The organism is Burkholderia pyrrocinia (assembly GCF_001028665.1).
In the GTDB taxonomy this organism is placed as follows: domain Bacteria; phylum Pseudomonadota; class Gammaproteobacteria; order Burkholderiales; family Burkholderiaceae; genus Burkholderia; species Burkholderia pyrrocinia.
Window position 1 is genome coordinate 664,466 of the sequence record NZ_CP011504.1, and the last position, 21,230, is coordinate 685,695.

General features: G+C 65.1%; 20 protein-coding genes. 14 read left to right on the forward strand and 6 right to left on the reverse strand.

Features of this window, described 5'->3' with window-relative positions:
* Window positions 1–6: 6 nt before the first annotated feature.
* Window positions 7–1,548 carry a helix-turn-helix transcriptional regulator gene (locus ABD05_RS19185; RefSeq protein WP_047903648.1) on the reverse strand — a complete coding sequence of 514 codons (1,542 nt, stop codon included), beginning with the start codon at window positions 1,546–1,548 and terminating at the stop codon, window positions 7–9.
* Window positions 1,549–1,908: 360 nt separating this feature from the next.
* Here ABD05_RS19185 and ABD05_RS19190 point away from each other — a divergent pair, with 360 nt between their 5' ends.
* The 3 genes from ABD05_RS19190 to ABD05_RS19200 are packed head-to-tail and all read left to right on the forward strand — an operon-like array spanning window position 1,909 to window position 2,749.
* Entirely contained in the window at window positions 1,909–2,142 is a 234-nt protein-coding gene (locus tag ABD05_RS19190) for a hypothetical protein (RefSeq protein WP_047901730.1), read from the forward strand.
* Complete coding sequence (locus ABD05_RS19195; RefSeq protein WP_047901731.1) at window positions 2,139–2,498, forward strand: BON domain-containing protein; 360 nt, start codon at window positions 2,139–2,141, stop codon at window positions 2,496–2,498. The genes ABD05_RS19190 and ABD05_RS19195 overlap by 4 nt, the downstream gene beginning before the upstream one ends.
* 53 nt (window positions 2,499–2,551) lie before the next feature.
* Complete coding sequence (locus ABD05_RS19200) at window positions 2,552–2,749, forward strand: CsbD family protein (RefSeq protein ID WP_047901732.1); 198 nt, start codon at window positions 2,552–2,554, stop codon at window positions 2,747–2,749.
* A 380-nt stretch (window positions 2,750–3,129) separates the two neighbouring features.
* Here the strand turns inward: ABD05_RS19200 and ABD05_RS19205 are convergent, their stop codons facing one another.
* Window positions 3,130–4,158, reverse strand: a complete 1,029-nt coding sequence (locus ABD05_RS19205; protein WP_047901733.1) for a DUF1338 domain-containing protein — start codon at window positions 4,156–4,158, stop codon at window positions 3,130–3,132.
* A gap of 225 nt (window positions 4,159–4,383) precedes the next feature.
* Here ABD05_RS19205 and ABD05_RS19210 point away from each other — a divergent pair, with 225 nt between their 5' ends.
* The gene (locus ABD05_RS19210; protein WP_047901734.1) at window positions 4,384–5,331 is read left to right on the forward strand and encodes a LysR family transcriptional regulator; all 948 of its coding nucleotides are present in this window, start codon (window positions 4,384–4,386) and stop codon (window positions 5,329–5,331) included.
* Between the two features lie 129 nt (window positions 5,332–5,460).
* On the opposite strand, the gene ABD05_RS19215 is transcribed toward ABD05_RS19210, so the two are convergent.
* The gene (locus ABD05_RS19215; protein WP_047901735.1) at window positions 5,461–7,590 is read right to left on the reverse strand and encodes a TonB-dependent receptor; all 2,130 of its coding nucleotides are present in this window, start codon (window positions 7,588–7,590) and stop codon (window positions 5,461–5,463) included.
* Window positions 7,591–8,529: 939 nt separating this feature from the next.
* On the opposite strand from ABD05_RS19215, the gene ABD05_RS19220 reads away from it, so the two are divergent.
* Complete coding sequence (locus ABD05_RS19220) at window positions 8,530–10,158, forward strand: NADP-dependent glyceraldehyde-3-phosphate dehydrogenase (protein ID WP_047901736.1); 1,629 nt, start codon at window positions 8,530–8,532, stop codon at window positions 10,156–10,158.
* Window positions 10,159–10,227: 69 nt separating this feature from the next.
* Here the strand turns inward: ABD05_RS19220 and ABD05_RS19225 are convergent, their stop codons facing one another.
* Complete coding sequence (locus tag ABD05_RS19225; protein ID WP_047901737.1) at window positions 10,228–10,860, reverse strand: LysE family translocator; 633 nt, start codon at window positions 10,858–10,860, stop codon at window positions 10,228–10,230.
* Between the two features lie 594 nt (window positions 10,861–11,454).
* Between ABD05_RS19225 and ABD05_RS19230 the strand changes: the two genes are divergently transcribed.
* The 3 genes from ABD05_RS19230 to ABD05_RS19240 all read left to right on the forward strand — a co-directional run bounded on the left by ABD05_RS19230 (window position 11,455) and on the right by ABD05_RS19240 (window position 14,166).
* A complete protein-coding gene (locus ABD05_RS19230; RefSeq protein WP_047901738.1) occupies window positions 11,455–11,778 on the forward strand; it encodes a hypothetical protein in 324 nt (107 codons plus the stop codon).
* Between the two features lie 211 nt (window positions 11,779–11,989).
* A complete protein-coding gene (locus ABD05_RS19235) occupies window positions 11,990–12,475 on the forward strand; it encodes a hypothetical protein (protein WP_047901739.1) in 486 nt (161 codons plus the stop codon).
* A 251-nt stretch (window positions 12,476–12,726) separates the two neighbouring features.
* Window positions 12,727–14,166, forward strand: a complete 1,440-nt coding sequence (locus tag ABD05_RS19240; protein ID WP_047901740.1) for a PepSY-associated TM helix domain-containing protein — start codon at window positions 12,727–12,729, stop codon at window positions 14,164–14,166.
* A 126-nt stretch (window positions 14,167–14,292) separates the two neighbouring features.
* Here ABD05_RS19240 and ABD05_RS19245 read toward each other — a convergent pair whose 3' ends face one another.
* A complete protein-coding gene (locus ABD05_RS19245; protein ID WP_047901741.1) occupies window positions 14,293–15,537 on the reverse strand; it encodes an NADH:flavin oxidoreductase/NADH oxidase family protein in 1,245 nt (414 codons plus the stop codon).
* Window positions 15,538–15,614: 77 nt separating this feature from the next.
* On the opposite strand from ABD05_RS19245, the gene ABD05_RS19250 reads away from it, so the two are divergent.
* The 6 genes from ABD05_RS19250 (at window position 15,615) to ABD05_RS19275 (ending at window position 20,303) form a co-directional block, all read left to right on the forward strand.
* Complete coding sequence (locus ABD05_RS19250; RefSeq protein WP_047901742.1) at window positions 15,615–16,073, forward strand: MerR family transcriptional regulator; 459 nt, start codon at window positions 15,615–15,617, stop codon at window positions 16,071–16,073.
* 104 nt (window positions 16,074–16,177) lie between these two features.
* On the forward strand, window positions 16,178–16,876 hold the full coding sequence (locus ABD05_RS19255) for a hypothetical protein (RefSeq protein WP_047901743.1): 699 nt from the start codon (window positions 16,178–16,180) through the stop codon (window positions 16,874–16,876).
* A gap of 362 nt (window positions 16,877–17,238) precedes the next feature.
* Window positions 17,239–17,616, forward strand: coding sequence for a RidA family protein (locus tag ABD05_RS19260; RefSeq protein WP_047901744.1), 378 nt, complete (start codon window positions 17,239–17,241; stop codon window positions 17,614–17,616).
* Between the two features lie 733 nt (window positions 17,617–18,349).
* On the forward strand, window positions 18,350–18,514 hold the full coding sequence (locus ABD05_RS36405) for an FmdB family zinc ribbon protein (RefSeq protein ID WP_047901745.1): 165 nt from the start codon (window positions 18,350–18,352) through the stop codon (window positions 18,512–18,514).
* A 253-nt stretch (window positions 18,515–18,767) separates the two neighbouring features.
* Window positions 18,768–19,469, forward strand: a complete 702-nt coding sequence (locus tag ABD05_RS19270) for a hypothetical protein (RefSeq protein WP_047901746.1) — start codon at window positions 18,768–18,770, stop codon at window positions 19,467–19,469.
* Between the two features lie 513 nt (window positions 19,470–19,982).
* Window positions 19,983–20,303: a DUF1330 domain-containing protein gene (locus tag ABD05_RS19275; protein WP_047901747.1), complete on the forward strand. Its 321-nt coding sequence runs from the start codon at window positions 19,983–19,985 to the stop codon at window positions 20,301–20,303.
* A gap of 90 nt (window positions 20,304–20,393) precedes the next feature.
* Here ABD05_RS19275 and ABD05_RS19280 read toward each other — a convergent pair whose 3' ends face one another.
* Entirely contained in the window at window positions 20,394–21,116 is a 723-nt protein-coding gene (locus ABD05_RS19280) for a tetratricopeptide repeat protein (RefSeq protein ID WP_047901748.1), read from the reverse strand.
* Window positions 21,117–21,230: the final 114 nt, after the last annotated feature.

Sequence of the window (21,230 nt, forward strand, 5' to 3'; positions counted from 1 at the left end):
ACGGCGTCAGCCCTTGCCCTTCGCGCCGCCATTCTCCGCGCCCTTCTCGCGTGCGCCGCTCGCATCGGCCGCGCCGACGATTCCGCGCTCACGCGCCCACACGATCGCCTCGCCGCGGCTGTGCACGTCGAGCTTCGCGTAGATCGTCGCGACGTGATTGCGCACGGTGTTCGGCGCAAGCCCGAGGCGGCCGGCGATCTCCTTGTCCGCGAGACCGTGGCACAGCAGGTCGAATACGTCGCGCTCGCGCGCGGTCAGATCCGACAGTTGCGCGCCCGCGTCCGGCGCATTCGCGCGCCGCACGTTCGCGAGCTTCTCGATCAGCGTGCGGCTGAACCACGACGCATCCTGCATCGCGGTCTCGATCGCGTAGACGAGTTCCATCTCGGTACGCTTGCGATCGCTGATGTCGAGCAGCGCGACGAGCAGGCAGTCGCGCCCGTGAATCGCAACGGGGTCGGCCGACACGACGCAATCGCGCACGTCGCCGTCGCGCGCGCGGATCTGCACGTCGGCGCTGCGTACGTTGCCGTCGCGCACGAGCCGAGCCTCGATGCGCTGCCACGCACCGCGTTCGGCCCACAGCCCGATCTCGTCCGCGGATTTGCCGAGCAGGTCGTCCTGCGGATGGCCCGTCATCGCGGCGAATGCATCGTTGACGTCGAGCAGTTCGAAACGGTCGGCCGTGACGATCGCGGTCGCGACCGGCGCCATCCGGAATGCCGTCGCGAAGCGCTCCTCGCTCTGCCGCAGCGCGCGCTCGGCTTGCTTGCGCGGTTCGAGATCCATGAACGTGAACAGCATGCACGCTTCGTCGTTCACGTCGATCGGCTGCCCGGCGACAACCACCGCCCTCGTGCTGCCGTCAGCGAGTTTCAGCACGGCTTCCATCTGCGGGATCGTCGCGCCTTCGCCGAGCCGCTCGATCGCGAGCTCGCGCCGCCCCGCCTGTTCGAGCACGTCGATCTCGTACACCGAGCGGCCGAGCACGTCGTCGCGCGCATGGCCCGTCATGTCGAGAAAGCCCTGGTTGACCTTCACGTAGCGCAGATCGTCGAGCCGGCAGATCACGGCCGGCGCCGGGTTCGCATTGAAGGTGCGTTCGAAGCGCTCCTCGGCGCTCGCCCATTCGGTCGCATCGTGCAGCACGAGCGCGAGGCAGTCGGGCTCGCCGGCCGCGTTCGTCAGCACGAGGCTGCGGATCCGGTGAACCCAGTTCACGGTTTCGTCGGCGGCCGATTCGACTTCGACCGTCACGTCGCTGAACTCCTCGCCGGCGATCACGCGATCCATCGGATAGTGGCCGTCGCGCACCGGATGGTTGTTCCGGTAGCGCAGCCGGAAACGCTCGCGGTATTCGGTGACGGTCGCGCCGAGCGCCTTCAGCTCGGTCACGCCGTGCATCGCGAGCGCGGCCTCGTTCGCCCAGACGATCCGCTGGTCGGGCTCGATCAGGATCACGCCCTCGGTGAGCCCCGCGATGATCTGGTGCAACTGGCGCCGGTCGGTATGCGACTTGAGCGCCTGTTCGTTTACCTGTTCGTTCATCGAATGGTTGTCCATGTCGTCAACATGACCGCCGGCCCGGCCACACCTCGCTCCGACACGCGCCGGCCGGCGCGTGTGGCGATGATCGCCTGCCGCACATCGGCACGACAGGCGCGAATGCACTAGCCGCCATAGTACATTCGCACGGCTCGCCGCTACCGTCCGGCATCCCGCCATCCGCCGCGCCCGCCGTTCCCCGCATATCAGGCAACCGACGCACACCAACCCCGTCACCGCCCCCCGTGCAAACGCACTAGCCGATCAGGTGAATTTGCGCGATGTCCGCATGCGTACGCATCGGTACGCTGGTACTTCATCGGCGCCCATGCGCTGCCCTCCCACCCGCAGAGGAGAAGCACGATGAAGCTGCATCAGACACCCGATCCGACGCGGCCCGATCCGCCTCCGGACAATCCGCCCGAACCGCCGCCCGGCACCGATCCGCCGGTTCCGCTGCCGCCCGACATGCCGCGCCCGGACATCCCGCCGCGCGAGCCCGGCTATGACACGCCGATCGTCCGGTGGCCGACGGCGACCGATAACGCCGTTCGCACTCATCCATTCAACACACCAATCGACGGAGAACTTCAATGAACAAGCCCCAGCATCTTTCGGCGCTGCTCGCCGTCAGCACGGCCTTCCTGCTGTGTGCGGCGCCGCTCACGAACGCCCATGCGCAGGAAAAAACATCTGCCGACAACGGCAACGGCATGCAGGCCGAATCGAACCAGCCCGTCACCGACACGTGGATCACGACCAAGGTGAAGAGCCGACTGGCCGCCACCGACGGCGTGAAGAGTCTCGACATCGACGTGAAGACGGTCGACGGCGTCGTCACGCTGACGGGCGTGCTGCCGAACAAGACCGCCGTGAAGAAGGCGATCGCCGTATCGCGCGCGGTCAAGGGCGTGAAGCACGTCGACGCATCCGGCCTGAAGGCGAAGGCCTGACCTCCCGCGCGGCCGAGGCCGCGCAGTTTTCCCGTTACGACAAGGAGCACACGATGAACGAAGACAAGATCAAGGGCCAGTGGAAGCAGATCACCGGCAAGCTGAAGACCAAGTGGGGCAAGCTGACCGACGACGATCTCGCGGTCGCGGAAGGCAATCGCGAGTATCTGGCCGGGAAGATCCAGGAGCGTTACGGGATCGCCCGCGACGCGGCCGAGAAGCAGTTGAAGGAATTCGATCGCGAGCTGTAACGCAACCGGCAACCTCACCCCGCCGCGACGCCGCCGGCGTCGCGGCCACCAGGACAACGAACCAGGACAACGACATGGGCAAATATCTGATTGCCTGGCTGCTCGGCATACCGGTCGGGCTGCTGGTGCTGTTCTATCTGATCACGCACGTCTTCTGACGGCGCGGCGCCCGGCGCGCTCCGCCTGCCTCTGCAGGCTACTCATCCCACCAGCTAGGACATCGACGGCGACACGGCAATCCGCCGCTGCCGCTCGCACGACCGCGCGCACTCCCCTTCATCGCGGGCCACCCAATGCAAATCGGGCAGGACGCGTGCGCGCCCTGCCCGATCGGCTAGCCCCTTCGTAAGCGAAGCGCGACGCGCCCCGCCTTACGTCCATTACTTCGCCGCGTTCGCCGTCATCTTGAAGATGCCCTGCGCGTTGCCCGCATCGAAACGCAGGTCGGTCACCCAGCGGCGCGCCGCCTGGTCGAACGTGCGCTTGCGCGTGATGAACTCGTAGAACGAGCCCGGCACGTTACGCTTCACCGTGCCGCCGTCGCGCGTGCGGAACTCGCGCTCGACGGTATCCGCGCGATACGCGGTCTGGAACACGCGGCCCGAGCGCGAGCGCTCGACTTCCGGCTTCATCGGCCGGCCTTTCGCCTTCTCGTCGTCGGACAGCTTGAACACGTCGGCGACGCGGTCGGTCGCATGGTTGAACGCATTGCCTTCGGTCGAGATCCACGCCATTTCCGCCGATTCCATCAGCAGCGTTTCGTAGTCGAGTTCGTTCGGCAGGTCGTGCTGGCGCGCGAAGGCGCCGACGATCTCGGGCAGCAGCGCGTGCGCGGCGTCGAGCGACAGCCAGCCTTCGCGTTCGACTTCCCACAGCAGCGCGATGGCCGCCGGCGACAGCGGATCGCGCGACGAGCTCACGACGTTCGTCACGGCCTGCTGGAATTCCTTCGAGAAACGCTCCGGATGCAGTTCGCTGACGAAGAACTGCGCGATTTCGTCCGGTGCGTCCTCGTGCGCATACGCGCGGCCGGTCATGCCGAGCTTGTCGAGCGGGTAACGGCCGTTCAGGCGGAAACCGAGCGGACGCAGGATGCGCGTGAACGCGGCTTCGCCCGGCGGCAGCGCGCCCGTGTGCGGCCAGCGCACCGTGCGCAGCGCGCCGTGGTCGAAGTAGACCGAGCCGCCGCTTTCGATCGCGTCGGCCGTGTACGCGCGGCCGTTCGCCGAACGCTCGAGCAGCCCTTCGAACAGCGCCATGTTCATCGCCTGCGCGATCTCCGCGCGCGTCACGACACCGTCTTCCCATTCTTCGAGGATGGCCGGCATGTTCAGGGTCGAGAACAGGGCGTCGGTCTTCGCCTGTCCCAGCAGCTTCGTCAGCAAGCTCTCGATATTCGGATTGCGCATCAGGATTCTCGTCTCGGGGGACCGCCGGCAAACGTGCCGGCAACTCGTCGGCCGGCGGCCCATCGGGCGCCTGACCTTGCGTGGGGAGCATTATTCAAAGGGTTGCAGGCGGGCGTAAAGCGAGATTAAATTGATATGTGATGAGTTTTTGGAATTATTGACCGTCCTTCGCCCGCCCTCCGCCCCCGCGTGGCGCGGCCCTGTTCGTCAGACGAATCGAGCATCATGCGCAAATTCAAGATCCCCAACATGGGCGCGCTCGTGGCTTTCGAAGCCGCCGCGCGCCACGAGAGCTTCACGCACGCGGCCAAGGAGCTGTTCCTGACCGAAAGCGCGGTATCACGACAGATCGCGACGCTCGAGGCGAGCCTCGGCGTGCGGCTGTTCGCGCGCGTGAAGCAGCGCGTCGTGCTGACGCGCGCCGGCAAGCTGTACGGCACGCAGGTGCGGCGCGCGCTGGAAGCGCTCGACCGCGACACGCTGTCGATCATCGCGCACGGCAGCGGCGGCGGCTACCTGGAACTCGCGGTGCTGCCGACGTTCGCGTCGCACTGGCTGATCCCGCGCATCAAGAGCTTCTACGACCGCACGCCCGACGTGCGCGTGAACATGGGCAGTCGCACCGACCTGTTCTCGTTCGAGGACACGCACTTCGAGGCCGCGATCCACTATGGCAAGCCGACCTGGCCCGGCACGTCGTCCGACTACCTGTTCGGCGAGGAAGTCGTGCCGATCTGCTCGCCCGCGCTGCTCGACGGGCCCGTCGAGCGTGTGGAGGATCTGCTCGCTTACCCGCTGCTGCACTCGACGACGCGCCCCGGCGCGTGGGCGCAGTGGTTCGAGACGCACGGCGTCGAGGACATCCGCACGATGCAGGGCGTGCGCTACGAGTTGCATACGATGCTGATCAGTGCGGCCGCGGCCGGGCTCGGGATCGCGCTCGTGCCGAAGTTCTTCGTCGAGGAACAGTTGCAGCAGCTCGGCCTGGTCGTGCCGTGCGACGCGGCGACGGTCGGCGATTCCGCTTACTACCTCGTGTATCCGACGGAGCTCAGCCACAGCAAGCCGCTGGAGCTGTTTCGCGGCTGGCTGCTCGAGCAGGCGAGCGCGTATGCGGCGCCGGTGCGCGACATGGACGACGCCGACGCGGAGGATGACGAGGACGTCGAGTAGCGCGCCCGTTTCAGATTACGGCGCGCGGGCGCGGCCGGTCATGCTCGCCCCATCAAACGCTTTCCGGATCATGGGCAATGATGTGCGGGTCATCGAAACGACGACCCGCATTGTCGCGCAGCAAGCGCGTTACATGTGCCACTTCACCGTCGCGGTCAGCGTACGCGGATCGCCGGGCATGTTGTACAGGTCCGCGTTGCCGTGCGCGGCAATGAAGTAGCGGCGATTGAACAGGTTGTCGAGCGTGAGCGTCACGTCGACCTTCTTGCTGCGATAGCCGGCGCCCAGGTTGAACACCGTGAACGACGGCAGCGTGACGAGATCGCTGGCCGACGTGTAACGCGCCGACTGGAACTGCATGCCGGCCGCCGCATAGAAGCCGTACGGCAGCTCGCGCTTCAGCCACAGGTTCGCGCTGTGACGCGGCATCAGCCCCGGCGTGTTGCTCGACAGTGCCAGCCCCGCCGCCGTCGATTGCGGCGAACCGTCGACCGTGCCGTTCAGGTACGCGTAACCGGCGTACACCGACCACTTCGGCGCGATCTCGCCGGTAAAGCCCAGCTCCATCCCGCGCACGTGCTGCGTGCCGATCGGCAGCGCATAGCCGGGATTCGCGGGGTCGCCGATCTGCTGGTTCGTCTGACGCATGTCGAACAGCGCGACGCTGGCCGTCGCCTTGCCGCCGAGGTCGAAACGCGAGCCGACTTCGTACGCGGTGGTCTTCTGCGGCGCGAGCGCGGCGCCGTTCGCGAACGCGCCGGAACTGATCAGCGTATCGGCGAGCGGCGAGAACGACTGGCTGAACGAGCCGTACAGCGTCAGCCAGTCGAGCGGTTCGTAGATCAGGCCGACGCGCGGGCTCCACGCGTGATCGGTGCGGTCGAGATTGACGTTCGACGACGTGTAGTCGTGGCGGATCTGGTTCAGGTAGTCGAAGCGCAGGCCGGCGAGCACCTTCCAGTGTTCGGTCAGCGAGATCAGGTCCTGCGCGTAGACGCCCGCGAGCCCGACGACGGTCGACGCGTTCGTCTTCGCACGCGCGCCGGTCGGCACGCCGGGCAGGATCACCTGCTGCGGATTGAAGAGATCGTAGGTGGCGACCTTCGTTACGCTGTAGATCGTGTCGAACTTCTGCTGCTGCGACAGCTCCAGCCCGTACAGCAGCTCGTGGCGCATGCCGAACAGCGACGTCTTCTGCGTGAGCTCGAACAGGCCGTCGATGCCGTGGTCGGTGCGCTGGCGCGTCGACTGGTCGAGCGTCACGACCGGATGCGCGGCCGTCTTGATCGGCTCATACGTCACGTAATTCTTGCGTTCGAGCGAGAAGTCGTACGCGCGGATCGCACCGTGGAACGACAGCGAATCGCTGAAGCGGTGATCGAGCGACACCGTCGCGCTCTTCGCGGAGACGTCGTTGTACGAGCTGTTCGCCGCGTCGGCCGACCCGTAATAGGTGTTGATCGGCACGTCGACCGGCCGGCCGCGATACGCGGGCAGGCCCTGGTCCGACGTGCGGCGGTCGTGCAGGTAGTCGAATTCGACGTTCAGCACCGTGTCGCTGTCGAGCTTGAACTGCGCGGACGGCGCGATCGCCTGGCGGTTGAGCTGGAACTGGTCGCGGAAGCTGTTCGAGTTCTCGGCCGCGCCGGTAATGCGGAAACGCGCCGCGTCGTTCGCATTCCAGCCGAGGTCGAATTCGCCGCGCCGCTCGCCGCGCGTGCCGAGCGTCACGCCCACGTCGCGCACCGGGTTCGCCTCCGGCCGCTTCAGCACGCGATTCACGATGCCGCCCGCCGAGCCGCGCCCGTACAGCACGGCCGCCGGCCCCTTCAGCACCTCGACGCGCTCGACGTTCGACAGGTCGCGGTAGTAGAGCGCGTCGTCGCGAATGCCGTCGACGTACTGGTCCGTGATGCTGTTGAAACCGCGGATCGTGATCTGGTCGCGCTGGCCGTCGCCGACCGAGAAGCCTACGCCCGGCACGTTGCGCAATGCGTCCTGCAGCGACGACGCGTTCTGGTCCTCGATCACCGCGTGCGGGACGACGTTCACCGTCTGCGGCACATCCATCAGCGACATGTCGGTCTTGGTCGCCGCGCGCGACCGGCCCGCGTCGTACGACGCATGCTCGGCGGCCGCATTGACGGAAATTGCGGGCAACGTCGCCGCGGCGTCGCTCGCCTGCGCGAACGAAGTGCGGGCGCCGGCCAGCGACGTGGCGATCAGAAGCGCATGGCAAGCGCTCGTGTTGAGTTTCATCGTGAACGTAGGGGGTGAAGAAAAAACGGCGAACGGAAACGCATCCGGCCGACGCGCGAATCGCGCGGCGAAGCGACCGACAAGGCTCTTTCCGTAAGGAAGATGGCGCGCGGGGGATCGCCCCGTCACGCATGCCGGGCGAGCGACCGGCCGGCGCGGGTGGCTGCCGGCCGGCACGACCGGCACGAAAAAAGCCGTGACTTGCCGTCACGGCTCGTAATGGTGCGAAATAATAAACGAGAATGATTCGTGTTTTCGATTAATTTTTAACATGTCGCCTGCCCGCAACGTACGGACGCGTTGCGTTCTGAATTCCTGACGAATGCCTTTCATTTTCGCGTGATTGGAACGTGCGCTGCGTAAGCTCGACGAAAGAATTCGATCGGCCGCATCGTGCGGAAACGCTCAGGCAGAAGACGGGATTCTGAAAACCACTACGGAGGGATTGGAGAGGATCACGAAGGATCCGGTGAAGCAGGCGGGACGTATTCAACGGTCCGGTCCGGTGCGCGCCGGGCCGGGCAACCCCGACCCGGCGCTCCGGGCAGCCGACCTCGCATCGGCAGCGCGGCGGACCTTCTTCTTTTGTTCACTACGTCTGCTCTCTCAGGCTCGCTTCATTTTTTTCTTCGCCGCGCCGCGCCATTATCCGCTCAAACCAGTCGGAGTGAAACGTTTGCGGTTGCACCAAGCGCGTTATACCGGCCATTCGGAAACAGTCTTTCCAAATGCTTACGATTCGCGTGAGACGATTCGGCAATTCTTGCATTCGCGTCGGCGTTCCTTTTTAATGGAACTGGTTCCAAACACTGATTCGGCCATGTTCACGCGTGACGCGTCGTCGTGTGCGCGTCATCATGCCGATTCAGGATCGAGGATCGCTCAGCCCAGGATTCGCATCGCCCGTCCTTCCCGGACACCCCGTCAAACGAGACCGTCATGCCCGATTCCGCCTCCCTGCAGCAACTGTTTCCCGCCTATCAGGACATCCCCGCCGAATTCCGGCTCGCTTCGCCGATTCACCAGCGCGTGTCGCTCGTCGACGGCGAGTTGCGACCGTGGGACGGTGCAACCAAAACCGTGCTGTCGCCTGTGTGCGTGCGGCAGGCGGACGGCAACGTCGAGCAGGTCGAGATCGGCAGCTACCCGGTGATGGGCGAAACGGAGAGCGACGCAGCGCTCGACGCTGCAGTGCGCGCGTACGACTCGGGCCGCGGCGAGTGGCCGACGATGAAGGTCGAGCAGCGCATCGCGTGCATGCAGGACTTCATCAAGCGGATGGTCGCGCAGCGCGAGCTCGTCGTGAACCTGATCATGTGGGAGATCGGCAAGAGCCTCGCCGATTCGCAGAAGGAGTTCGACCGCACCGTCACGTACATGACGCAGACGATCGATGCGCTGAAGGAGCTCGACAACGCGAACTCGCGCTTCGTGATCGCGGAAGGCACGATCGGCCAGATCCGCCGCACGCCGCTCGGCGTCGTGCTGTGCATGGGCCCGTACAACTATCCACTGAACGAAACCTTCGCGACGCTGATCCCCGCGCTGCTGATGGGCAACACCGTGGTATTCAAGCCGCCGCAGTACGGCACGCTGCTGTTCGAGCCGCTGCTCGAAGCGTTCCGCGACGCGTTCCCGAAGGGCGTGATCAACACGATCTACGCGCCGGGCGCGGTGGTCGTGCCGCACATGCTCGCGTCGGGCAAGATCAACGTGCTCGCGCTGATCGGGTCGAGCAAGGTGGCCGATCACCTGAAGAAACAGCACCCGAAGTCGCACCGGCTGCGCGCGATCCTCGGCCTCGATGCGAAGAACGCGGCGATCGTGCTGCCCGACGCCGATCTCGACCTCACCGTGAAGGAATGCCTGCTCGGCGCGCTGTCGTTCAACGGCCAGCGCTGCACCGCGCTGAAGATGCTGCTCGTGCACCGCTCGATCGTCGACGAATTCCTGAAGCGCTTCACCGCCGCGCTCGAACAGCTGAAGATCGGCATGCCGTGGGAGAAAGGCGTCAGCATCACGCCGCTGCCCGGCATGCACCGCACGGCCTACATGACGGACGCGATCGACGATGCGAACGCGAAGGGTGCGCAGGTCGTCAACGCATCGGGCGGCGAATTCAGCAAGACGCTGTTCTATCCGGCCGTCGTGTATCCGGTGTCCGAAGGGATGAAGCTGTACCGCGAGGAACAGTTCGGGCCGATCATTCCGGTCGCGCCGTTCGACGACGTCGACACCGCGCTCGACTACGTGACGACGTCGGATCACGGCCAGCAGGTCAGCATCTTCGGTTCCGATCCGGTGCAGATCGGCGCGCTCGTCGATCCGCTCGTGAACCAGGTGTGCCGCGTGAACATCAACTGCCAGTGCCAGCGCGGGCCCGACGTGTTCCCGTTCGCGGGCCGCAAGGATTCGGCCGAAGGCACGCTGTCGGTGAGCGACGCGCTGCGCGCGTTCTCGATCCGCTCGATGGTCGCGGCGAAGCAGACCGACAGCAGCAAGCAGTTGCTCGACTCGATCGTGTCGGATCACACGTCGAAGTTCATCAATACGGGCTTCATTTTCTGAAGCCATCGTGAAGCGGGAGCCTTCCGCCGCGCGTCGATGCGGCGGAGGGTTTCAGCGAGCAGCGCGCCGTTATACGTTCGACGCCAGCAGCCGGATCCCCGCCACGCCGAACACCACCGCAAGACACGCTTCCATCGCGCGCCGGCCGCGCACGTACAGCCGGCGCACGCCGTCCATCGAAAACACGAGCGCATAACCGCCGAACACCAGGCACCCGATCACGACACAACCCGGCACGACCGCGCCGTGCGACGCGCCCGCGCCGTTCGACGACAGCGCGACGATCGACACCCACACGAGGATGGCTTTCGGATTGGTCAGGTGCAGCATCGCGCCGCGCGCGTAGAAACGCGACAGCCGCTGCTCGCCCGCCGCGTTCGGAGATGCCGCCGCCGTACCCGACAGCGCCGTGCGCCCCGACTTGAACGCGAGCCACAGCAGGTACAGCCCGCCGAAGATCTTGATCGCGACCAGCAGCTTCGACCATGCGAGCAACGCGGCCGACACGCCGAGCGCCGCCACCGTCGCCCACAACATCGACCCCGAAATGACGCCGAACGCAAACGCCAGCGCCGCCTTGCGGCCGTGGTTCGCGGCGACCGACATGATCGCCAGATTGCTCGGTCCCGGGCTGGCCGTACCGATGAAATAGGCCGTGTAGGCCAGCAGCAGGTTGGCCGAGAAGAAGGCGTGGACGCTCATGTCGAATCTCGCAGGGTGGGTTCGGAGATTGTTGGCAATCGCGCGCCGTCTGCCCATGGACAATTGCGCGGCCAATCGCAGGGCCAGTTCGATGACCACGCCAGTCGAATCGACGTTCGTGAAACCGTCTCGTTTATGAAACAACCGGCGCATTCGCCGCCGGTTTCCGCCGTACAACGGAGGTCGTCCCGTACCGGCGTTTCCCGTCGGCGAACGCACGGCAGACGCGGGCGGAACGCGCAGGCCGGCACGTTTCGGCCGTTCGCCGGCGGAAACGCACCACGCGTTTCAACGCCGCGTTACGTTACATCCTTGAAGCATTTCGCGTCGCCGAGCCGCGCCGTGCGCCCGACGTCCATCGCGCCCTGCCTGTAGACACCCGCCTCGACCGTCCGCGCAACCCAGTACCGACGGGACTCGCCGACCGGCGCGGGAGCGCCGCTCGACATTGCTCGACAATCGGATCGCGGCGCTGGTACGGAACCTGCATCCCGTTCGGGTAAAGCCGCGCCGACGACCCGCGCGGACACAAATTCAACCTCGGGCGCATCCACGAATACGCCCGGACGATCAGCACAAGCAACGAGGCCCCTCATGGATGCGCTGCCCAATTCGTCCGACACGGCGTTCCAGCTCTTTCTCGCAAAGGTGCTCGAACAGCCGCTGCCCGACTGGACCGAAAAACAGCAGATGGAACTCGAGATGGCACGCATGCTGTCGACCGAAATGGTTCACCTCGCCGAAGAGATGCGCGGCCGCACGCCCGATCTCGCGCGCTGTCTGGTGCTGCTCCGCTACGCGAAGGTGCTCGACTTCATGCTGACGTCGCTCGCCGCGCGCCGCGACATTCATCCGCAGACGCTGCGCACGCTGTTCCGGCTCGCGAACCTGAAGGTCGACGATTCGTATCCGGCATGACGCGGCTTGACGAGGCGGCTTGACGAGGCGGCTGCCCTGGAAGGCACGCCCGAAACGAGCGCATGCGCGCAACGAGCGTCGCTGCGATCGCGAAACCGGGCGACGCACGACGCGGCAACCCCGCGCACACGTCCGCTCGCTGGCCGGCTTATCCCGCTCATCAGCGCTGCGCGCCGGTCCCTCCCCGCTAACCGATGTACAATCGCGCGCCATGAACGCACTTCGCCGCTTCCTGCTCCGGCAAGGCGTCGCGCGACAGCTACTGTGGGGGTTCCTCCTCGTGACGCTGCTGTCCCGCGCGCTGATGTCGGGCGCCGTGATGCTCGATCCGGACGGTCCGGATGCGGGCTCGGTGGTGCTGTGTTCGGGCCGTGGCCCGCTGATCGTCAGCGTAGCCGCGCTCGCCGCCCGCTTCGACGCCAGCGCGCCGATCACGCCGGCCAACGACGCGCTGGCGCTCGTCGATGCGCTCAAGCATGACGCGCACGCCGACAAGACGGCGTCCTCCGGAAACGGCGACAGCCTCTGCGCATTCGGTGCGGCGCTGTTCACGGCGCTGGCGTCGTTCGTGCTGCTGGTGCTGTTGTTTCCCGCCGCGGTTCCGCGGCGTTTCCGGATTCACTTCGACTGTCCTCCTTTCGTGCGATCGATATTCGACGATCGCCCGCCTTCCCGCGCCCCTCCGCTGTTCTGCTGAACGTTCCGCCAAGCGGCTCGTGCACGTCGATGTGCATGGGCCTTCATGCCGTTCGTTTCACCACACCTGATTCAAGCGTTCACCCGACTGCCCGCGTCGCGCGGGCAACGCCGCCTTGCGCATGGCCTGCGCATCGGGCCGCGTTGCCCGTCACGTCGACGCTCGCATGCCGGTGTGTGCCGCGTTGACGGCGGCCGGCCCGCGCCGGCCTCGCCGATCGACGATCTGGACGATCACGAGGAGCTGACACCATGTCGACCACCATCGAGCGGACGATCTCGCCCGCCCATTCCGCAAGTGCCGGTTACCGGACGCTCTGGCGCTGGCATTTCTATGCCGGCCTGTTCGTCATGCCGTTTCTCGTGATCCTCGCGATCACGGGAACCCTTTATTGCTTCCAGCCGCAGATCGAGCCGCTGCTGTATCCGCACCGGCTGGTCGTCGAGCCGCGTGCCACGCCGAAGCTCGACCCGGACACGCTGCTCGCCCGCGCACGTACCGCGATGCCGGCCGGAGCAACGCCGGCTTCCGTCCAGGTCTCCACGGTACCCGACCGCAGCGCCGAATATGTGTTCCGGCTCCGCGACGGCAGCCGCGAGAGCGTGTACGTGAACCCGTACGACGGCAGCGTGCTCGGCACGCTGAGCGTCGAGGGCCGCTTCATGCAGGTCGACCGGATGCTGCATCGCAAGCTGCTGCTCGGCAAGACGGGCGAATTGCTGATGGAGCTCGCCGCATGCTGGACGTTCGTGATGATCGGCACCGGCATCGCGCTGTGGTGGCCGCGTGGCACGGCGCGCATCGGGCGTGCACTGCAGCCCGACCTGTCGCTGCGCGGCCGGCCGCTGTGGAAAAGCATCCATGCGACGGCGGGCATCTGGCTCGCGGCCGGCACCGTGGCATTCATCCTGTCGGGGCTGCCGTGGTCGGGCTCGTGGGGCAAGAACTTCAAGGCGCTCGCCGCGACCGTGAACCTCGGCACACCGGAGGGCGCATGGGGCGGCGCGTCGGTGCGTTCGACGCGCCCGGGCGCAGCCGCTGCGCCGTCCGGCCATCATCACGAATCGGACGAGTCGATGCCGGGGATGGTGATGGACGACCTGCCGTTGCCGCAAACGCCGTGGGCGGTCGGCAATGTGCCCGTTCCGCATTCGCCGTCGGCGCCGACGCCGGCACCGCTGCCGCTGGCACGCGCGATCGCAATCGTTGCGGGGCTCGGCGTGACGAGCGGCTACACGCTCGCGTTGCCGTCGGGCGCGGACGGCGTGTTCACCGCGTCGTACTTCCCGGCCGACCCGAAGGCGGAACGCACGATCTACATCGACCAGTACAGCGGTGCAGTGCTGAAGGACATCCGCTATGACGACTACGGCGCGGTGTCGAAAGCCGTGTCGTACGGCACGTCGCTGCACATGGGTCGTTATTTCGGGCTCGCGAACCAGATCGTCTGCGCGGTGCTGTCGCTCGGGCTCGCCGCGATGGCCGTCACGGGCACGGTGATGTGGTGGAAGCGCCGCCCTGCGGCCAAGCTGGGCGCGCCGTCGCGCGAACGCGGCACGCCGCCGATGCGTGGCTGGATCGCGGGGCTCGTGCTGCTCGGCATCGTATTCCCGCTGATGGGGACGACGATCGTCGCGGTCTGGTTGATCGATCGTTTGCTGTTCGGCCATGCGGCGCGCGCGGCAGCGTGATCGCAAAGCGATTCCATCGATTCAAAGGATTCCGAAGCATGAAGTTCAGATTGATGCTGCCCGCCGCCGTTCTCGCGGCTTTCGCGCCGGCCGGGCAACCAACCACCCGGCCGCGAACAACCGCCGTCACGCTCGCGTGCCCGCCGCGCGCCCCGCCATCCACTTCCGATAGCGCCGCGTCTGGCACTGCGTGGCCAGTTGCTGCCCGACCAGCGCGCGCAGCGGCGACACCAGCGGATTCGTGCGGCGCCCTTCGCTGAGCCGCGTGAGCTGGAACTTGACGACGGCCATGTTGGCCAGCGCGCCCAGCGCCTTGTTCTTCCACCGGATCGGCTGCAGCACCGGCGCGCTGTCCTTGCCGGCCTGCCAGTCGCGCGGCAGGTTCGGATCGATCGACAGCGCAGTCGCGATACCGACCATCGCCACGCCGCTTTCGACCACCTGTTCGGCGACCGCGCGGCGCCGGATGCCGCCGGTGACCATCAGCGGCATCCGCGCAACGGCCGTGATGTCGTGCGCGAATTCGAGGAAATACGCTTCGCGCGCAAGCGTGCGCCCGTCGCGCGCCTCGCCCTGCATCGCCGGCACTTCATAGCTGCCGCCCGACAGTTCGACGAGATCGACGTCGAGCGGATTCAGCAGTTCGACCACGCGCTTCGCATCGTCCGCGCTGAAGCCGCCGCGCTGGAAATCGGCCGAGTTCAGCTTGACCGCCACGACAAACGCGGGCGACACCGTCGCGCGCACGGCCCGCACGATGTCGAGCAGCAGGCGCGCGCGATTTTCGATGCTGCCGCCCCACTGGTCCTGCCGGCGGTTCGTCAGCGGCGACAGGAACTGGCTCAGCAGGTAGCCGTGCGCCGCGTGAATCTGCACGCCGGTGAAGCCGCTTTGCTCCGCGAGCTGCGCGGCGCGCACGAAGCGCTGCTGCACATCGGCGATATCGGCTTGCGTCATTTCCTTCGGCACCGGGAACTGCTTCGACAGCGCGCCGAGCTCGAGCGGCACGGCCGACGGCGCGAGCGTCGTCTGGCCGAGCGCCGCCTGCATCTGGCGCCCCGGGTGATTGATCTGCATCCACACGTGCGCGCCGCCCGAGCGCGCTATCTGCGCCCAGCGGCGGAAACGGTCGAGATGCGCGTCGCTGTCGAGCACGACGCCGTTCGGCCCCGTCATCGCGCGGCCGTCCACCATCACGTTGCCGGTCAGCATCAGCCCGACCTGGCCGTCGGCCCAGGCCTGGTACAGGCGCAGCAACGCGTCGGACGGCGCGTGGTCCGCATCGGCCATGTTCTCTTCCATCGCGGCCTTGGCCAGCCGGTTCGGGATCACCGCACCGTTGGGCAGTGTCAGGGGCGTAAACAGGTTCATGGAGCGCATCCTCGATTGACGATGCCCAACGATAACTTTAAAGTCAACTTCAAGGTCAAGCCCCTTTGGAGCACACCATGAAAATCGGCGAACTGGCACGGGCCAGCGGCCTCGCGGCGTCGCGCATCCGCTTCTACGAAGCGAGCGGCCTGCTCGAACCGGCCCGCCGGCAGGCGAACGGCTATCGGGAATACGGGCCGGAAGCGCTGACGCGACTCGCGATCATCGACCACGCGCAGCGCGCGGGTTTCGCGCTCGACGAAATCCGCGCGGTGCTGCCGCCCGATCTCGGCGCGTGGCCGCGCGACGAACTGCTGGTCGCGCTGCGGCACAAGGTCGACGAAATCGCGCTGCTCGAACAGCGTCTCGCGCAGAACCGGCGTCATCTCGAGACGCTGATCGACGAGATCGAGAACAAGCCGGAGGGCGAGGATTGCGCGGGCGCCGCGCAACGCATGCTCGACCGGATGTGCGAGCAGGCCAGCGAGCCGCTGGCGCCGGCCCCCGTCGCACGGCCGACGCGCAAGCGTGCGTGACTGATTGCACTGCGACCCCAACCGATCCATCAACCCGCGCTGCGGCGAGACGAGACGACGCTTGCGCGTCGGCTTCCGCACCGCGACATCCTGACCTTATCTGCATGACGATCCCCCACTTCAGAGGATTCCTCGTCGCGGCGCTCCTGACATTCGGCATCGGCAACGCATACGCTACGCAGTGCGGCGACACGCCTCCGTCACTCGCTTGCCCGGACACCTCCGATCTTCCCGACGACATCGTCGCGCAGCTTCCCGCCGGCTACGAAGCGCTGGATGCCGCGTCCGGGCAACTGACCGACAGCACCCGCACCGGTTATGTCGTCGTCGCGCATCGGCCCGGCGATTCGATGCGTAATCCGTCGCTGCGTCCGCTGATGATCTTCCTGCAGGGCAAGGACGGGCGCTACCGGCTGGCGGCGCGCAACGACACCGTCATCATGAAAGCCGACGAAGGCGGCATGGGCGACCCGTATCTCGATGGCGTCGCCGAGAACGCGCTCACGATCGAACCGCGCGCGTTCACGGTCGAACAGGGCGTATTCGCGGGCCGGGACCACTGGCGCGACCGCGTGACCTTTCGCTACGACGCCGCGCATCGCACGTGGGTGTTTCATCGGGAAGTGTTCCGCAACTGGCGCTTCAACGACGAACCGAACGGCGATGCGCTGAAGGCCGACCCGGTTCGCGTCACGCGCGCCGACGCGGCGAACGCCGTCGCGTTCGAAGCGTGGCGGCCGGGTTACTGGTGCGAATCGAGCGAGCGGCGCGAGACCGATCCGGTTTGCCGCAAGCAGCACTGACGGCAACGCGGCTGTCGACGATGGGGGCTGGTACTGTCGAGATTCACGTAGCGCTGAACTCGGCGCAGCGCACACTGGCGGCCGAAAGTGATTGGGCGCAGGCGTAGCAACCGAAGCCATCGAGCACGGGGGTGGGCCGGGCCTGCAATAGGGAGCGACGCGGACGTCAGGTCATCCGACTCGGTTCGGCCAGGAGCGGACGCAAGTGAACTTGACCCCGTCACCGGACGCTCGCAGGATTTCAGGAGAAATGGTTCGACTGCAGAGCGTGGGGTATAGAAAGGGCGGCGGAGGTTTTTCAGCGATGCGCTCCTTGATCATCGGCGGTCGCAGGGGCACACTGGTTTGCGGAGGTGACTCAAATGACGATTGAGAACTTTGCAGAGAGCAATCCGGGCACACGAACCCTGCCACGCTCGCTAGCGACGAAAGCTGGCGATTTTGTGTTTGTATCCGGTCAGGTAGCCAGAGACGAAGACGGCAGCATCGTCGCTGGCGGGATAGAAGCTCACACACGTCAGACGTTGAAGAACGTCGCTCATGTACTCGCGCTCGCGGGTTGCACGCTCGAGGACGTCGTGAAGACAACCGTCTGGCTTGAAGACGCTCGCGACTTCGATGAATTCAATCGCGTTTACGGAGAGTTCTTCCGCGAGAACAAACCGTCACGTTCGACAGTACAGGCGACAAACATGGTCGGCACCAAGGTAGAAATCGAGGCCATTGCTTATAAGCCTTGACCCCAGCACGGCGGGGTCATGCGCGCCCTTGCGCCAGCGCTCCCACATTAACGCTTTCTGACCGTCTGTATAGTAGATCCGCCGCCTCTGTTTCATTGCAACACTCCTCGCTGCTATGCAGCCTCAAGTGTGTTGCATCGGCGGGTTGAATCCGCAGCCAAAAGCAGTCGCTCGACGCCGCGACCAAGATTGCCGACAATTGCCCATCCAGCATCTACCTTGCCGACATTTTAAGGGCCAATCCTCATGACCGGAGATGTAAGTAGGGCATTTCGACTTCAAACGGCATCAGACGTCCTGCGCGATGGACTTGGACTCGAACTCTTGAACGACAATGGAGAGGTTGTTGCCGAAGTATTTCGCAGCGATGCCAAAAAATCGCTGGAGGTTTCCCTATTCGAGAAGGACTTACCTTTCGTTCAAATCGAGCGCCTACTGAAAGAAGCGCGCACACTTCTCGGAACATTCGAGAACGGAAGCTCGCTACCGTCACCGTTGGCGTAGTCCCGTAGAGAAATTCCATCCATATGGCGTACGCACATATGTGCGACGTCAACGTATGTGTCTCAGAACGACCGCTCCTGATAGCACCGAAAGACCGCGCTGGGTACTGCCATGCATGGCCGATTAGTGCGTGCACATCTCCTGCACTACAATGTCTCATCTGGGGTGCTGCACGCCGCCTGGGCTTCGTCCGTGGCGCCACTTGCAAGCTTCGTGCTGGAGGGATGCCATGCCGACCTACCAATACCGTTGTGATAAATGTGGTGAGACATTCGAACATGTCGAACATCTCGCGGAGCATGAAATCGCTCACCCGCACTGCCCAAAGTGTGGAAGCGAACAGGTTCAACATGCGCCCACGCCGTTTGTAGCAAAGACGTCGAGCAAGAGCTGAGCTCGGTCCGCCAGCATCACTTCACTTTTTTGTGCGGAGATCCTTCCCAAAGAGAGGGACGACTGCCCGGCGGATTAACGGCGGCGCCTAAAAACTTGTTCGCTAGCCAAATCGACCGAGTTCGGCCAAGTCCGGTCCTTCGCGATCATCGCCCGACAATGGACATTCCACGCGCAAATTGCCCTGCGTTATCCTTGATAGTCACCACTTCTGCTTAAAGCCAGCCATAAATCTAGGCTCAACGATAATAGACATGAACTACAACAGAATTCGCAAGTGTGCGGTGCTTGTACTTGCACTGGGGATCGGGCGCACGGAGGCAGCGCCTGATGCAGAGGCAAAAATCCAGGGTACGGCGATCTACAATCCCTACCCGGAGTCAGCACCGATCCATGCGAGCTACGCGAAATTCATCATGCGGATGGCGACCGACCCGACCATTCAGGCATTCGCAGCAAAAGCGACGCGCGAGGATGCGTTTAGGGGGGGAACCAGCTTGTCATTAAGCGGCTTGAAACGGCTTGACGATGCATCGCTCGAGACCAGGTTGAGAATTGTGTCCAAGATACTCGACGATGCGAGCGAAGCCGAGTGCGAGGCGATCTTGCAGGGACCGTTATCAACACCAGGGCCCAGTGCAATGGACAAGGGCCTCGTCAAGCTAAATCAGGCCGACGCCGATTTCTGGTTTACGTTGGCAGGCGACGCCGCGCTAGCCGAATTGCGACAGGATCCTATTCCCTCGGTCAAGCAGGAGGATGTCAACGAAGCTGTGTCCAGAATAAAGGCCACGCTACCTCCGCAGGAAGCGCTGAAATTCGCTTCGGCGCAGCAAAGCCCGCGCATGGTCTCTCCTCCCGACGCGTGCTGGGCGATGAGGATCCTGTACCGAGAAGGGACAGCGCTAGCCGAGCCTTACCGTGCGGCGATTGCAAGGGCAACCGTCCCGCACTGAAATCCGCTTAAGGTTTCGATCGGCCCCAAGCGTAGAAATTCTCGTGAGCGAGATCGCCAAGCTCAGAGGAAACTGTTAACTGATGTTAAGTCGTGGTGTGTAGAGATGGAATCGCATCGAGTGGCTGTTTTCCCAAATCGCGAATGTCCCTTGTGGGTCGACAACGGCCTGCCGTGCTATTTCTGACGTTGGCAGCGCGTGGTTCTCGCCACGGAAAGTTCAGAATAAAGTGAACCGCACCATTGATCGTTCAAAGCTGAATGAACTACAAGTTCAGCGTTCAGTGAACAAGCTTTCGGAAACTCGTTGCTCGACAGCCTTCACCGGTTCAGAGTGGGCTGGACATCGACAGGTACGCGTGAATGCCGTCGCACCATGCGAGCGGTGTACAGGGCGGCACGCTTGCGCGCGGCTGTGCGGATTCGCTTACGTCACAGGTAATCGACGCGCGCCGCCCCCGCCGCGATCATGGCTCCATCGACGCACGAACCGCGTCACGCCAAGGAGCCCGCCATGACCGCCTACGCCATCGCCCACCTGCACGACGTCGACATGTGCAACGACATCGTCGAATACCTCGAACGCATCGACGGCACGCTCGCGCCGTTCGACGGCCATTTCGTGATTCACGGCGCGCGGCCGAAGGTACGCGAAGGCGTGTGGCGCGGCGACCTGATCGCGATCGCGTTTCCCGATCTCGACACGGCGCGCGCGTGGTACGAATCGGACGCGTACCGGCAAATCCAGCCGCTGCGCGCACGGCACGCGAGCGGCCCGTTGATCCTGATCGACGGCGTCGATGCACGGCACAAGGCGACCGACGTCCTGCGGTAATCTGCGACGCCGGCGGCACCGGCAACGCTTGCGACGCGTTGCAGTCCATCGGCCCGCAAAGCGGGCCGGCGCACACACCCGGCTAGCGCGTTACATCCCGTTGAGCGGTTGCCCCGGCTCCCATGCGTCGACGGTCGCCTTCGCCCGCGCGCGATCGCGTGCCGACAATACGGCTTCGAGCTCGCGAGCCGTCACCTCCGAGAATTCGACGTCGCGACTGCCGTTCCCGGCCTTCACCGCGGCGAGATAGAACGTGTAGGCGGTCAGCAGGTTCTTCTGCACGCCGCCACGTCCCCGCTCGTACAGCGTCCCCATGCTTTCGAGGCCCTGCGGATAGCCCTGGCGTGCAGCCGCGCGATACAGCACGACGCTTTTGTCGACGTCGAGGGGCAGCTTCATCCCCTGGTCGTACAACATGCCGAGCGTGCTCTGCGCGGGCGCGTAACCACGGTCGGCCGCCAGCTGGAAACAATCCGCGGCCACGCGGAAATAGCGCTTGGCCGGATCGTCGCCGTGCCGGAACAGTTTCCACGCGATATCGTCGATCCGCACGCCCATGTCGTACTGCAATTTCACGTCGCCATGCTGCGCGGCGACGAAGCTCCACTTCACCGCCTGCTCGGCATCTTTGTAGCGGTAGTACTCGCCGAGCAGCGCAGCCGCTTCGGCGTTACCCGCGTTCGCCGCGCTCGTCAGTTCGGGGATGGCGGTCTGATAGTCCTTCTTCTTATAGGCGTCAAGGCCGGCCTGCAGGTCGGCAAACGCCGGCGCCATGGCCAGCACGAGGCTCAGCGCCAACAGGGTTTTCTTCATTGCTCTCGATATTGTGATTATTCGATCGGATTGCGGCGAAGCGCGACGTCGTGCCCCCGAGCGTCGCGCAACGCATGCAGCCGTCCGGCGTGTTCGTCGTTTTCGGCCCCGCAT